Consider the following 13467-nt stretch of genomic DNA (forward strand, 5'->3'; position numbering starts at 1 on the left):
TTATTCGCATTAAGATTAAATGTTTTTCAAAAATCCAGATATTTCCATCATATATTAAATAAAACACACAGTTTATTCACAAATGAATACATTTTTTCTTAGTCGTCAAATCACGCGAACAGAATTCACTGTTAGGCATTATTTGATTGATAAGCTTAAATATTATCGGGAATGATATCCTTGGGCGAACGGCAATAGTCAGGATCATTCGAGATCACCAAAGCATTACCAATATCCCTGTTGCCTTCATGCGAAGGGGAATTCCATACATAACCCCCACTACTACTAAATCAAATGACTGATTTAATATTTATCCTTAGATGATTGACTTATCACCATATTCTATATTCTTACCGTCCAAAATGGCCTGAACACTATCTATTCCGAAGTTTGCCATAACATGGCGCAACAGCAACTTGAAATGGCGAAATGACGAAATGACGAAAATTTAATTACCCCAGAGTCATCCGCTTATTTTTTTGCTAAGTTGCTAATAACAAAATTAAGCATTGAGGCAGAAAATTGAGACATCAGGTTGACGTCATATTATTTCTCATATGGAACTCGTTCACGTTTTTTCTCGGAACGCATGTTGTAGAGGCTTTATGGCATGACAACGTCATACTCGCGATTGTCGGTCTCGTTTTCTTCCCCGGAGGTGTCTGTCGAGGTTTCAATCTTTGGGTCGATTGGCTTTCGGCGATATTTTGATCTCAAACAACAAAACAAATTTTAATGAACACTACAGAACTTGAAAAAATCTATATGCACGCCGCATTGGGTAGCAAATATCATCCATTTGCCCCAAAAACCAGAGACATTGACACTCAAACAATCGCCCATCATTTCGCAACAATTGGTCGCTGGAACGGCGCTACATTTAGAAAATCAAAAGGCGATCCCAAGCTTGATCGAATATTTTATTCAGTTGCCGAGCATTCTGTGTATGTGTGGCGTTATGTTTGCGAAGAACTAAATAGACCGGATTTAGGTTTGTATGCCCTATTCCACGACACGGCCGAAGCGGCTTAATCTTCCAGCTTGAAACGCCCCTCAAGCGTCAACAAGCAATCTCGCTATAAACATAAAGCGAGATTGTTTCAATTTTAGCGAATTTAATCGCTCTCAATCTTAAAAACCTTCACAACTCTATAAGGTAATCGACATGATTTACAGACTTATAGGCGGTTTTGTCGTGGGATGTCTGATAGGCATCGGCGCCTATCAAGCTTTCAAATGGGCATTGACGCGCCAAGATCATAAAAATCAAAATAAGGAAAAACCAAATAAATGACCATTTTTAAAACTGGGGCGGCAATACTTCCCGTTTTTGCCTTTATCATAGCAATATCCATCATTGGCGGTTCATTTTACGTTGTCGACGAAGGCGAACGAGCAGTCATTTTGTCGAATTCAAAAATTATCGGAACGTCAGAACCTGGAATTTATTGGAAAAAGCCATTTATTGACGACGCCAAATTTATCTCAATTCGCACTCAAACCGTCGATTTTAAGGACGTGCCTGTTTATACATCTGATCGACAAACCGCGACTGTTACGTTCTCGATAAACTATTCTGCATTGCCCGGTGAGGTCGAAAATATCTATCGAAACTTCGCCACACTCGACAGCTTGGCTTCAAGAACACTTCTACGACCGGCTAAGGAGCAAATCGCTTCGGTTTTTGGTACTTTTACAGCCGACACAGCCATACGTGAACGTACTCGACTGAACACCGAGCTTACAAAAGCCATCTCTAGCATTGGTGACGGTTTCATTAAGATCGAGGCTGTTCAGATTGAAAACATCACCTTCTCGAAGGCTGTAGAAGAAGCCGCCGAACAACGTGCCCAGGCAGAAATGGCCGTTCAGACGAAAAAGCAAGAACTCGAACGCACAAAAGTTGAAGCCGAAATCACAGTAACGCGCGCTCAAGCAAGAGCCGATAGTCAATTAGCGGCAGCAAAAAGCAAAGCCGAGTCAATTCGCATCGAGGGTCAAGCCTCAGCAGAGGCTATTAAGGCGAAGAGTGAAGCTCTTCATAACAATCCTGACTTGATTGACCTTACAAAGGCTGAACGTTGGAATGGTGCTTTACCTAACACAATGATGTCCAACAACTCTGTGCCGTTTGTTAGTCTAAAATAATTCTGTCTTGAGCAACAAAAAGGTTATCAATAAAGGCGTCATTTGATGCCTTTATTTTTTGCAAATATGATTATGAAAATGCTTATCAAAAATATCTCTATCATTATATCAATCGTTCTCATTAGCTTCGCCTTTGCTGTAAGAGCACAAGCAGACGGCAACTGTTATTTGATTGATGACCCTGATGAACGCGCGTTGTGTCTTGGGTTGTTGGGCAAGGATTCTTGTTATCAAATCGATGACCGGCAGATGCGACAACAATGTCTCGGTCAAACAAAAGTCGGTTCTTGTTATGATATTGAAGATCCGCAGGAACGCGCATTGTGTCTTGGTAAGACTGGTGAAGGCTCGTGCTATATGGTTGATGACTCCGAAGAACGCGCGATATGCGAAGGCAACTGTTACATGATTGACGACCCGGATATTCGCGAGATTTGTCTTAGCTCTAAATGATAACCCGATGACAACCATTTGACACGTTGTGACGTGTTCATATATATTTAGATATATTCACTTAGAGAGGTAATTGATGTCTCACGCTAGCGTTAAAACACCTGAGTTAGAACCTGACTTAGAACCTGACTTAGGATTTGACTTAAAAGAAATGACTCAACGAGGTTGGACCGAAGCTGAGATGGACATTGACACGCTCAGGGCACTGGAAGAAATGGAAAAACCTGGTGCCAAAAGCTATAGGCATGAAGATGTTCGGCGCTTCATCATGAGCCAATTCACAGATAAACCTCTTCCCTGGCCAGATCCCATTTCTTAATATGCATGTTATCAAAGCGGTTCGATGGCAAAGGTATGCCCTTCACCAACTTTATGAGATTACCAATTTTATAAAATACACTGATAAATCAGCGTCTGGTTCAGGTCTGAAAAGGGCGGAGCAACTGGTTGACACGCTTGTTAAGGCGGTTGAAGGCTTAAAAGATTTTCCTGAAAGCTATCCGGTTATTAGACGAGTTCAAGCTAAAACACCTGTAAGGCGAATGCTCGTCAATAAAAGGTACGAAATACGCTATCTGATTGACGACAACCAAATCATTCATGTTGTTGCTGTCTATCACGTAAAACAAGCAAGACCTATCAATCGATAAGTCGCGCCGCTAAGCCTGATCTGCGCTCACTGTCATTATAATAACGTGCTGCCTGCTGTATTGATTTATGGCCTGATTGCTGCATGGCTTCGGGAAGCGATATCCCTTTCGCGCGGCCTCAGTGAGATAACCTGCTCGCAAAGCATGAGCTGAAAAGTCGTTAGGATCCAATCCGGCTTTTTTGACGCGCGATTTAATCATATTATTAATCGACTGGCCTGTAAGCGCCACATTGTTGATATTCCCCCATCTATCAATCGACCTGAAAATTGCGCCTTTATCAATACGCGCAGGCTCAGTCCATTGATACAAAGCCACGACGGGTCTACCCATAATCAGTGCATAATCGCCCTCATCATTTGTCGTGGTTTTCGTGCGCCCAAGCCTAATTCGAGCGCATGGCATAGTCCCCTTCCCCGCATCCCGCGCGTCGATTAAAACGTCGGCTTCTCTCGTTAATTGGCTCATCCTGAGGCTTGCGATTTCGGAACGCCGTCGACCGCCTGATGCGAAGGCTACCAATAGAATTGCTTTGTCGCGTATATCAACCAGACTTTGACCGCAGGTCTCAATAAGCTTGGTTAATATATCAATGGTTGTCACTCTTTTGCTTTTACGTTGGTGCCTTAACAATTTGCGCAGCAGAGAGGCCGTTAATAAACACTGTTGGAGAACCCGCCGATTGCTTGCGGCCATGGTCTGGTGCCGGGCAGGTGGAGCATCCATGTGCCGCATAGCTATCACCCACCCGAACAGCCGGAATATCATTCACAAACACATCAGGACTACCACTTGTCGCTACCGTTGGTGGATAATGGCAGCTATGACCCGAACCTATATCACCTTTGCGTACACTGGAGGCCATTTATATCAATCTCCGGCATTTATGGTTCTCTAATTTATCTAGTTAGTATTTCTAATAATCCATTTGAGCTTACTGATCTATGCCATTTTTTATAAATTTAATAACACATCGATAAATTAAATCAATTATAAATAAAAAAATAGAAAAAAAACTCAGCAAAAAAACAATGAAATAATAAAACGACAAAAAAGATTGCGTTTTTTCAAAATAATCCGTCAAATAATTTTCAAAAAAAGATATAATTATCATCGTTAAAATAAATAATATATTTTCTTTAATATTAGACATTCTTATTTTAGTTTTATTTATATTATACAAAAAATTTAAAAAAATAAATAACATTAATACAAAAAAATCGTATATGTAATATATTATATTTCTATTTTTAAAATTATAATAAATATATATAGAAAATGGAATAAAAACTATTGATATATAAATAACGTTTAAAATGAATAAGTAATTTCTATTGATTTAAATTCTCCTCGTGAATATCTAATAGAGGATCATTATTAATTTTATCAACAGGAACATCCAAAAATCTCTTTAATATGATTTTAAGCACTTCCTCTATTACCTCTCCAACCTTTTGATTATATTGAACCGCATACTCTTTTAGCTCTTCTAGAACACCAAAGATTCTATTTCCTTCTTTAGGTTCCATCTCGCTAGCAACGCAAAGCTGTCCCTCACCCGAACCGCAGGAATATCATTCACAAACACATTCGGACTGCCACTTTTAGTCGCCTTCGGCGGATAATGGCAGCTATGCCCCGAACCTATATCGCCTTTTCTTACACTCGCTGGCATAATTTTCTAACCACCATCTTTTATTAAACATCTATATACTTATCTGTTGCATTCATTAAAGCTCAATACCGTATTAGGTATAATAAATTCTAATATGTATATTTATTCCGTATAATTATAAAGTGCAAAATTTTGAAATTTTTCTTCCTTTTAATACATTTGTCAGACCGTGTTTCATAAATAATCTTTGCATATTTCCGTATTGATTAATTCACGTAACTAACTTTTATATCTTTATTACACCCTCACATTAAAAGCAGAAAATTTATTTCCAATTATTTTTTTGTTAACCCAAAAAAACATATACATAGATAGAACAATTACTATTGATGCAATAATTGTATATACAAAAAAATCAAATCGATAACCTTTTTTTTAAAAATGTACGAAAAATATCAAAAGCATAATACCGAAAACCATAACCGAATGAAAAACAACAGATAGTATTAATTTTATAATTATTTTTAACATGACATCTCACATTCAATTGTTTCCGAACTTTTTTAAATTCCTTATAAACCCTTCAATATCTTCTTTGTCCTTTAAATCGGTCCCTTTATTACATACTTCTATCATACGGGTAATGTAAGTGTTGCTGTCTACGTCCAACCCGGCGAAAGCAGCATTTGACGTGCCGGTTATTATGGATTCTATTATAGTAAAAATAGTCACCCAAGCCGTACTACCATATTTTAGTTTTAAATCTATAGTTAGGCGTACAGCAGCGGCATATAGTGCGCAATATACCTCAGCTCCAATAGCTAGTGGCCCAACAACTGGAGGTGAATATCTTCTTATTAGAAATGAAAGCAGTGATGAAGCTACGATCCTTTTCGCCATACTTCCTACTTTATATCCAGCTTTTATTAAAGCATCTATAGTATCAAAGTTACCATAAACGCATTTCCTAAATTCTTGTTCATTTTCGCTATCACTAATAAATAACTCGGCTAACAGCCTTACAATTGCTACCGTTTTATTAATGTTTTCTAACGCCTTATCTAATGCTTTATCTATGGTGTCATGAATTAATAAAGCTTCTACTTTCAATGCATTTCCGAGAACACCTGATCTAGCGGTAGTAAATGCTACACCTAACGATAAATCTGTCACATACGAACCAGTAATTGCTGTATCTAAATCTAATACATAATCCGCGACAGGCTTTGCTGCAGATATTTCCTTCTCATATTGTTTTCGAATTCTCTTCAGATCAGTTTGTAATGCGGTTGGTTTTTTGCAATAATTTTTCGAAAGATTTCCGGATCATTTTCATAGATTTCAATTAGTTTAGTAGGATCATCTGAATCTAACTCTGAAGCAGTATAATTGCCACCATATGTAATTCCGCCAGCCATTTCCGCACCTCAATTCAAAGAATTTTTTCCACTAATTACTTTATATAACCTAGAAAAAATTAATTTTATTGTTCGAAACAAAAAAATATCTTAAATCGATATTACTATTTTATTTTTGTTTAAATTTATACGGGAATTTCCACATATAAATTCCATTCCATTTTCAGCATAAACTTTCAAAGCATCGCCAAATTCTATATTCGACAATTTAAGTGAACTTACATTTAAGTAATCTTCTACACTTAAATTAAAATCATCTCCTATCTGTATAGTTTTACTTTTTGTAACATTTGTTATATGGTTACTTCGTGTTTGTATTATTATGTTTCCATATGAATTTAGAGAAAATATTCCGTTTCCATTTATATCATCCGTTTTCTCCCCTAATAAGTAACCGGCGATTTTACTACCTTTGTCACCCAAATTATAGGATTCTTCCATCCTATTAAACTTGTTTTCACAGCCCGCTTTTAAAATAATCTTTCATTTTGTGTAAGTATCACTTTTATTTTCCACTGATAATAAATAATTATTACCAATAGAATTAACATAATTATTGTCCACTCTATTAGTATGGTTATGTCGTGTTTTTCAGCCCGACCATGTTGAGCAAGAATAACGACTTCTTCTCTGCCTTTTTCATCTTTGTAGGAGAGTTCGTTGAAGCCTGGCACTCCGGAACCTTTTTATGGGTATTTGAACGAATTACCATCTTAGTCTTATCATTTTGTAGATCATAAGCGGACATATTTGTCTCGTGATACGTCCTGCCGGATGATGATGGGCTGTCTGGGTCACCTTCAAGGAAATCAACAATCAATTACAGCGTCAATGAGTGCGGCAGGACGACCGTTAATAAACACTGTTGGAGAACCTGCCGATTGCTTGGGGCCATGATCCGGTGCCGGACAAGAAGTGCATTCATGTGCAGCATAGCTATCCCCCACGCGAACTGCAGGAATATCATTCACAAATACATCAGGGCTGCCACTTGTCGCTGCCGTCGGTGGATATAATGGCAGATATGACCTCAACCGCTATCACCTTTGCGTAAACTCGTTGGCATGATATCAATTTCCGAGACAAATTCTATTCATTATATCATAAGGCATATCGCCTTCATCTTTAACAAACAATGATGATATATTTGTATTCCCAGATAATAGGATTTTTGAATTATCAACATTAACAATATTTTTAATAAAAAAAATAGCGTCATCATTATTTATTGTTCTATAAATATTATTAAGTTCAATTAAATTTATAACTTTATCATCGATAATAATTTTTAAATTGTTACCCATAGCTATATTTAACGCCATGCTTGATAGGTTGATATTTATACTTTTATTAATAGTACCGTTATTATTCTCACATGATATCGAAATGGTTACAAAGTAGTCATTTTTAATTGAATTTTCTTTGTTTTCAACAAAATTAAATAATAATTGTTTTTCTAGTATAAATATATCATAATTTTTATCACTATTCATATACCAATTTATGTATGCATAACCATAACAAATATCTTTTATTGTTTTACATTTGTTATAATTTTTATTTCTCTGTTTATTAAAATAATCGAGTTTAGACAAATCTATATTATATTTTTTTCCAACAAATTGTGTGTGTCTTTGTTTTTCGTCTTCTCCGTAAGCTTTAAAGCAATAAAATATCATTAAAATCGACAATATAATTTTAATATATCTCATAATAGCACCAATTTAGTTCAATTCAAATAGGGGCCTGATATCAACAGGAGGATTAGTTACAGAATTGGGGATGTACACCTGTTTCGTCTCGCTCCACAACCACAAGCGATTTTCAATACTTTAGCATTTTCTAATATCTTAAATTCACCGCCAGATGCAGCACCAAGCGATATTATGGCCCCCTCCAATACAATCTGACGTCATAACTAATGTCCCAGCCAAAGTAATACGGTTTTTATCACTTGAAAAAGAGGAATTTTAGTAGTTGCAACCGAGACACCTTCACTTACTCTCCCATAATTTGTGCTTAAGTCAATCCCAAATGCATCCCAACCACATCTTATAAGTTTTTCATGCTACCATTCACCCCCCCGATATTTAACCATTTCGTTTTTAAAATAGTCCCATATATCGTCGTTATCTTCGATAGAGTTGGCAATAGGTGTACTTAAGTTAAGTTTGGGTTCGTCTCAAATTGACTTTTTATCCACCTCCTCATAATCATAGATATCTATATCTTCCTTCCCCCTGTCCATTATTATATCAAAAGATATTGGGGATCCAGGCTAATTTTTATATAAATGATCATCGTTTTTAAGCTTCAATATCGTTGCCATAATGAAAATCTATTTATATTTACTTTAATGAATTTAGTTAAAAACGATTTTAATTTATTATTATTATAAAATAATAAACATAAAATATAATTTATATTTTATATTTAAGAATGTATCATAGTTGGAGTCAATAATTGTCAGTTAACCACTTACGAGGTTAATATTTCCAAAAAAATTATGTAGAATTATGAATTCTGTATTTATGTTTATAATTTTTCTATAATATTATGTGTTCCAATGGGGTGGTCTATCTTTGTTTTGTCACTGGATAACTCAATGCACTCCCCAGACTTAAGAGATAAGGAATTTTTAACGTAATCAACAACATTATTATTTATAATTCTCAGGCTATCGAATCCTGTTGATTGAGTATAATTTCTTTAAGTTCTTAAATGCAGTTCTTCTGTCCTTTTTTCATCTTCGAAGGAGAGTTCGTTGAAGCCCGGTACTCCAGGACCATTTTTATGGGTATTGGAACGAATTACCATCCTATTCTTATCATTTGGCAGATCATAAGCAGGCATATTTGTCTCGTGGTAAGTTCTGCCGATGATGATGAGTTGATCGGGGTCGCCTTCGAGGAAGTCAACAATAACTTCATGGCCAATGCGTGCGGTAGGACGACCATTAATAAACACGGTTGGGCGAACCCGCCGCTTGCTTGCGGCCACGATTTGGTGCTGGACAGGTGGAACAGCCATGCGCCGCGTACCTATACCCCAACCGGACAGCTGCAATATCATTCACAAAGACATCGGGACTGCCGCTTGTGGCTGCCGTCGGGGGATAACGGCAGCTATGACCTCAACCGATGTCATCTTTTCGTACTGATGGGGGCATTTCGTTATTCCTCCAGCTTCATAATGAATGACGATAATATTAATTTCTGTATAGAAAAATATTATTTATATCTTCCCAATCAACAGAACTTTTAATTCCATAATATCGATAATTATACTTCAGCATAAATAATAATGAATCGAAAAAATATTTTTCTGTGATTTTTATACCCGTATTATAAAAAAAATCAAAATTATGAACAAACATTAAATATGAGAATTCATTCAATGTTAAATCGATCAATTTATATTTAGCAAAATAATTTGATATAGGTGTATATATTTTTACTTTATTTTTTAAGCAAAAAAAAGAAAATTTACTCAACAACTTTAATTGGTTATTATATCCAAGATTTCTTAATATTTCATTGCTATCTACATCGTATAAATTTAATATATTTTTTATTATTTTATAACATTTATGGATATCGTATTTATTATCAATATGATATTTTTTTTCATTATTTATTATTTTAAATATATTAACAATTCTCGTATCCAAAGAAATAAGTTCAATAAAATTATTATAATTTAAATTATAGCTGTCAATTATCAATTCACAATAAGAATCAATTTGATCTTCACGTTCACATAAATATTGCATAATTATTTCCTTACCAATACTCACCATCGCCCTGAAACTCCACCCCCGCCAGACTAGCCTCCACCTCCATAATAATTATCATGATTATCACCCCTTCTCCCGTCATCATCCTGCCCAACAACCATTGAAATCAAATCAACAGCCAATAAAGCCGCTCCAATATACGTAAGCCACCTAATCACGACTCTAAAACCAACGGTGGGAGCCAAGTCTAATCCAGTTTTATTTATAATAGGCGTAGGAGCCCTTAAAAAAGGCATAGCAGATTTAGACCATTGACTTAAACCTGTCTTATGTATGAATATTGAACCTAAGTTTGACCACTCTGAAGCCCCTTTTCTAACCGCAAGGCTAACCCATTTTTTTTAGAGGTATACTTGATATGCCTGCCACTAATTCTGCAGATCTATATGTAACTGAATTTGTCACATCAACTAACTTAAACCTTTCTTGTACATCATCATTCTTAGCACTATTTTTTTATATATCTCCTCATTATAGCAAGGCGACCACGACATTGGTCGCTCATTAGATGGTATCTCATCGACTTCTGTATATTCATCATTTGCTTCCGGAATACATAACCTAATATCTTCGGATGTTATTTTAGCACTTCCAAAAAAATCTATAATATAAAGATCATAGGGTTTAATTTTGATATATTTAGCCATAATGGATCCTAATTTAACTTTATTTTTTTCGATTTTATAGTTATTGAATCATTATCAATCTTTATAAAACTTTCTTAGAATTTATTGATATCGATTTTGTCGAATCAATAAAAATTTCGTTTTTATTTGATAAATGCATTAATTCTTTAGAGCTTCTTATTATAAGATACACTTTTAAATATATTAAAGTTATTTCATACATTTATATTATATTAGATTGATATCTGTTGGAAAAATATCAAAAATATAATTTTTATACCTATTTTTTTCAATGTATTTATATAATTTATTCCTATATCAAAATAATAATCGTTTAATACAATATTTTTTTATTTTTTATATATGAGTAATAATTAATGTTTAATATTTTGTTCATATCTTGTTGTGCATGAACATCCACTTCTTCTCTGCCTTTTTCATCTTCGAAGGAGAGTTCGTTGAAGCCCGGTACTCCGAAACCATTTTTATGAGGATTTGAACGAATTACCATCTTAGTCTTATCCGCAGGCAGGTTGTATGGCGGTTGGTTTGTCTCGTGATAAGTTCTGCCGATGATGATAGGCTGGTCTGGATCACCTTCAAAGAAGTCAACAATAACTTCATGGCCAATGCGTGGAAGAGCAACGTGCCCCCATTTGGCGCCACCCCAATTCATAGATACACGGATCCAGCAGGAAGAATCTTCTGCCTTGGGATTTTTATGACGGTCCCAGTGAAAGTGAACTTTCACACGCCCATATTTTTCGGTAAATATCTCCTCCCCCTGCGGACCAACAACAGTGGCAATCTGCGGGCATCGACCAAAGGCTTGACAGATTGTGGTGGACGATAGGGAAGTTTCGAAGGTTGAGCCGTAAAAGCATTGGCGTAAGTAGTAGCAAGTTGCGCATCGTCGCCATTGCTGTTTTGTACCGTCAAATTCATTCGCCGGCTGAGTGCCTGTTTGAGAAGATTGGGGCTCATTGATGATGTCGTGCCAAAAGCAAGGCCGGATAGCTCTGCACCAGGCAGTCCCGGTGCCACCAAGCCGGTATCGGCAATCGGAGCACCCTGTCCATCTTCCATCCATGCCCGCGGTTGCACACCCTCATGCCGGATCGTCAGTAAACGCCAATTCTGGTTCAGTTTGTCATCGGGATGTTCTTCAAGATTAATTGCATGACCAGTGAGTAAATGCGGAGCATTCGATATCCCGTAAGCCAATGAGGCATCAACCCTTGCTGCCTCAAGTTATATTCCCGGTTCATTCAAAAAAACTGGATACGCCGCTCAATAAAATGCTTGCGAATATCATATTTTAGGTCAATCCTCTCGCCATTGGTTCCCCTTAACCTCACTGACACGGCTTCCCCGCGCCACCTTTCAGTGCGCTCTAATGGCTAAAAGCATCACCAAAGCCCATGATGCTTTGCCCTAGTTATAGCAAGGTAAAGTAACCTTTATAAATCACATGATTGATTTAAAATTTATTCATAGATAATTGACTTATCACCATATTCTATATTCTTACCATCAAAAATAGCCTGAACATATATTTGATTATAATCTCCAAAACCTATCCAGACTTGTCGATACAAATTTTCATCCGATGGCAGGGCGATATTTTTAGCATCGGCATCATACCAAAATTTACGAGGACCAATTTTAAAATATCCATGAATAGCGGGGTGGATAATCTCCGTTTTTTGATCTGTTAGAATATATGGCTTTGGATTAACACGCGTTTTTATGCTAAATCCCGCATTAAAAAATATATCTGATATTTTAATGTCAGCTTTTTTATATCATCAGTCCATTCATCAAACTTACAAACATGGTCATAAATATCTCATAACCCTATGCATAAGTTTTTAGGATTTGTTTTTTCCGACGGCCTGTACTTTACATAACCAAAAGCTCCTAAGTCGCTATCCCTCACAAAGGGGACAAAGAATATTGTGCCAACCGGAACACTATATTGGTTTCATTTTAACTTTATCTTTTTCATTTTCTTCATTTCCCTTCTGATTACCAGTTTCTGGATCAGTAAAATGACGTGCTTGAAGGTCTTTCCAAGGAATGGGACCACCAAAAATTCTTTTCGTTGAATCATTGTCAGTAATTTCCGGATAGCGAACCAATAATTTTTCGGCATTCAGCTTGGCATATCGGTTACGTCGCACAGACAAATCACCACTACCATCGGGCTCTAATGATCCGAGCATTCTTTCAATATAAGCGACCGGTCTTTGATCAAGATAGCCTTCATCAATCAAATCACTCAAACACTTTTGCCCTTCGGGATAATCATTTGCCGCCAAAACAACTGCCGCAGAATATCCTATTTCATCATGAGGTTCAAAAACATCCCCGCCTGCATTGGCAACCATTTTCACGCCGGTATAATTTTCTGATATCGCTATGTCAGATAAAATATAAAAATTTGTACGATGATTAGGATCGCCTCCATGTTTGAGGTAACTAGCCAAAATAGTATTAACAAAGGCAGGGGTGAAACCTGTTTTGTCCTCAGGATTGTACATCGCAAAATAAAAAGTAAAATCACGCCCTGAACCTAAAGATGGTCTGTCTATCATATAAGGGTCGGCCCCTGCTTCCAACAAAACATCAATCGCTTGAGCGTTGAAGACTTCCAAAGCAAAAAACAATAGCGTGATTTCAGCGGAATAGCGCTTGTTTAACGACCCCTCCGGCAAGGCTTTTATGTCATCAATTGTAATCGGCTGTTGTGCCTCAATGC

19 protein-coding genes are annotated in these 13467 nt (G+C 36.5%); 5 read left to right on the plus strand and 14 right to left on the minus strand.

Annotated elements, in window-relative coordinates; translation table 11 throughout:
• The first annotated feature begins 735 nt into the window (after window positions 1-735).
• The 5 genes from PEB0122_RS11385 to PEB0122_RS11405 all read left to right on the plus strand — a co-directional run bounded on the left by PEB0122_RS11385 (window position 736) and on the right by PEB0122_RS11405 (window position 3251).
• A complete protein-coding gene (locus tag PEB0122_RS11385) occupies window positions 736-1032 on the plus strand; it encodes a hypothetical protein (protein ID WP_075917242.1) in 297 nt (98 codons plus the stop codon).
• 258 nt (window positions 1033-1290) lie between these two features.
• Window positions 1291-2148 carry an SPFH domain-containing protein gene (locus PEB0122_RS11390; protein ID WP_075917243.1) on the plus strand — a complete coding sequence of 286 codons (858 nt, stop codon included), beginning with the start codon at window positions 1291-1293 and terminating at the stop codon, window positions 2146-2148.
• A gap of 45 nt (window positions 2149-2193) precedes the next feature.
• On the plus strand, window positions 2194-2601 hold the full coding sequence (locus PEB0122_RS11395; RefSeq protein ID WP_075917244.1) for a hypothetical protein: 408 nt from the start codon (window positions 2194-2196) through the stop codon (window positions 2599-2601).
• Window positions 2602-2677: 76 nt separating this feature from the next.
• Complete coding sequence (locus tag PEB0122_RS11400) at window positions 2678-2920, plus strand: hypothetical protein (RefSeq protein WP_075917245.1); 243 nt, start codon at window positions 2678-2680, stop codon at window positions 2918-2920.
• 1 nt (window position 2921) lies between these two features.
• Window positions 2922-3251, plus strand: coding sequence for a type II toxin-antitoxin system RelE/ParE family toxin (locus tag PEB0122_RS11405; protein WP_075917246.1), 330 nt, complete (start codon window positions 2922-2924; stop codon window positions 3249-3251).
• Window positions 3252-3260: 9 nt separating this feature from the next.
• Here the strand turns inward: PEB0122_RS11405 and PEB0122_RS11410 are convergent, their stop codons facing one another.
• The 14 genes from PEB0122_RS11410 to PEB0122_RS11480 form a co-directional block, all read right to left on the minus strand.
• Entirely contained in the window at window positions 3261-3854 is a 594-nt protein-coding gene (locus PEB0122_RS11410; protein WP_225867854.1) for a tyrosine-type recombinase/integrase, read from the minus strand.
• 10 nt (window positions 3855-3864) lie between these two features.
• Entirely contained in the window at window positions 3865-4116 is a 252-nt protein-coding gene (locus PEB0122_RS11925) for a PAAR domain-containing protein (RefSeq protein WP_075917247.1), read from the minus strand.
• Between the two features lie 466 nt (window positions 4117-4582).
• Window positions 4583-4780, minus strand: a complete 198-nt coding sequence (locus tag PEB0122_RS11425; protein ID WP_075917249.1) for a hypothetical protein — start codon at window positions 4778-4780, stop codon at window positions 4583-4585.
• Between the two features lie 629 nt (window positions 4781-5409).
• Window positions 5410-6039 (minus strand): hypothetical protein, encoded by a 630-nt coding sequence (locus PEB0122_RS11430; RefSeq protein WP_075917250.1) that lies wholly within the window; start codon window positions 6037-6039, stop codon window positions 5410-5412.
• Between the two features lie 95 nt (window positions 6040-6134).
• Window positions 6135-6284: a hypothetical protein gene (locus tag PEB0122_RS11765; RefSeq protein WP_158025436.1), complete on the minus strand. Its 150-nt coding sequence runs from the start codon at window positions 6282-6284 to the stop codon at window positions 6135-6137.
• A gap of 90 nt (window positions 6285-6374) precedes the next feature.
• Window positions 6375-6707, minus strand: a complete 333-nt coding sequence (locus PEB0122_RS11435) for a hypothetical protein (RefSeq protein WP_143238849.1) — start codon at window positions 6705-6707, stop codon at window positions 6375-6377.
• Between the two features lie 386 nt (window positions 6708-7093).
• Window positions 7094-7318, minus strand: coding sequence for a PAAR domain-containing protein (locus tag PEB0122_RS11445; RefSeq protein ID WP_143238850.1), 225 nt, complete (start codon window positions 7316-7318; stop codon window positions 7094-7096).
• Between the two features lie 36 nt (window positions 7319-7354).
• Window positions 7355-7996, minus strand: a complete 642-nt coding sequence (locus PEB0122_RS11450; RefSeq protein ID WP_143238851.1) for a hypothetical protein — start codon at window positions 7994-7996, stop codon at window positions 7355-7357.
• 997 nt (window positions 7997-8993) lie between these two features.
• Entirely contained in the window at window positions 8994-9314 is a 321-nt protein-coding gene (locus tag PEB0122_RS11455; RefSeq protein ID WP_143238852.1) for a hypothetical protein, read from the minus strand.
• Between the two features lie 178 nt (window positions 9315-9492).
• Entirely contained in the window at window positions 9493-10083 is a 591-nt protein-coding gene (locus PEB0122_RS11460) for a hypothetical protein (protein ID WP_075917255.1), read from the minus strand.
• A gap of 407 nt (window positions 10084-10490) precedes the next feature.
• On the minus strand, window positions 10491-10727 hold the full coding sequence (locus tag PEB0122_RS11470; protein ID WP_075917257.1) for a hypothetical protein: 237 nt from the start codon (window positions 10725-10727) through the stop codon (window positions 10491-10493).
• A 313-nt stretch (window positions 10728-11040) separates the two neighbouring features.
• Window positions 11041-11544, minus strand: coding sequence for a type VI secretion system tip protein TssI/VgrG (tssI, locus tag PEB0122_RS11475; protein ID WP_225867855.1), 504 nt, complete (start codon window positions 11542-11544; stop codon window positions 11041-11043).
• Window positions 11454-11930 carry a hypothetical protein gene (locus PEB0122_RS11930; RefSeq protein ID WP_225867856.1) on the minus strand — a complete coding sequence of 159 codons (477 nt, stop codon included), beginning with the start codon at window positions 11928-11930 and terminating at the stop codon, window positions 11454-11456. The genes tssI and PEB0122_RS11930 overlap by 91 nt, the downstream gene beginning before the upstream one ends.
• A 749-nt stretch (window positions 11931-12679) precedes the next feature.
• Window positions 12680-13423: a hypothetical protein gene (locus tag PEB0122_RS11480; protein ID WP_143238853.1), complete on the minus strand. Its 744-nt coding sequence runs from the start codon at window positions 13421-13423 to the stop codon at window positions 12680-12682.
• Between the last annotated feature and the right edge of the window lie 44 nt (window positions 13424-13467).

Origin of the sequence: Ditibartonella apis (assembly GCF_001952075.1) — a bacterium.
Taxonomy (GTDB): domain Bacteria; phylum Pseudomonadota; class Alphaproteobacteria; order Rhizobiales; family Rhizobiaceae; genus Bartonella; species Bartonella apis.

Bases quoted from the DNA above. Each gene is read 5' to 3' on its own strand.
- PEB0122_RS11385 (WP_075917242.1), top strand. From the start codon at position 736: ATGAACACTACAGAACTTGAAAAAATCTATATGCACGCCGCATTGGGT.
- PEB0122_RS11390 (WP_075917243.1), top strand. From the start codon at position 1,291: ATGACCATTTTTAAAACTGGGGCGGCAATACTTCCCGTTTTTGCCTTT.
- PEB0122_RS11395 (WP_075917244.1), top strand. From the start codon at position 2,194: ATGCCTTTATTTTTTGCAAATATGATTATGAAAATGCTTATCAAAAAT.
- PEB0122_RS11400 (WP_075917245.1), top strand. From the start codon at position 2,678: ATGTCTCACGCTAGCGTTAAAACACCTGAGTTAGAACCTGACTTAGAA.
- PEB0122_RS11405 (WP_075917246.1), top strand. From the start codon at position 2,922: ATGCATGTTATCAAAGCGGTTCGATGGCAAAGGTATGCCCTTCACCAA.
- PEB0122_RS11925 (WP_075917247.1), bottom strand. From the start codon at position 4,116: ATGGCCTCCAGTGTACGCAAAGGTGATATAGGTTCGGGTCATAGCTGC.
- PEB0122_RS11425 (WP_075917249.1), bottom strand. From the start codon at position 4,780: ATGGAACCTAAAGAAGGAAATAGAATCTTTGGTGTTCTAGAAGAGCTA.
- PEB0122_RS11765 (WP_158025436.1), bottom strand. From the start codon at position 6,284: ATGGCTGGCGGAATTACATATGGTGGCAATTATACTGCTTCAGAGTTA.
- PEB0122_RS11450 (WP_143238851.1), bottom strand. From the start codon at position 7,996: ATGAGATATATTAAAATTATATTGTCGATTTTAATGATATTTTATTGC.
- PEB0122_RS11455 (WP_143238852.1), bottom strand. From the start codon at position 9,314: ATGGCTGTTCCACCTGTCCAGCACCAAATCGTGGCCGCAAGCAAGCGG.
- PEB0122_RS11460 (WP_075917255.1), bottom strand. From the start codon at position 10,083: ATGGTGAGTATTGGTAAGGAAATAATTATGCAATATTTATGTGAACGT.
- PEB0122_RS11470 (WP_075917257.1), bottom strand. From the start codon at position 10,727: ATGGCTAAATATATCAAAATTAAACCCTATGATCTTTATATTATAGAT.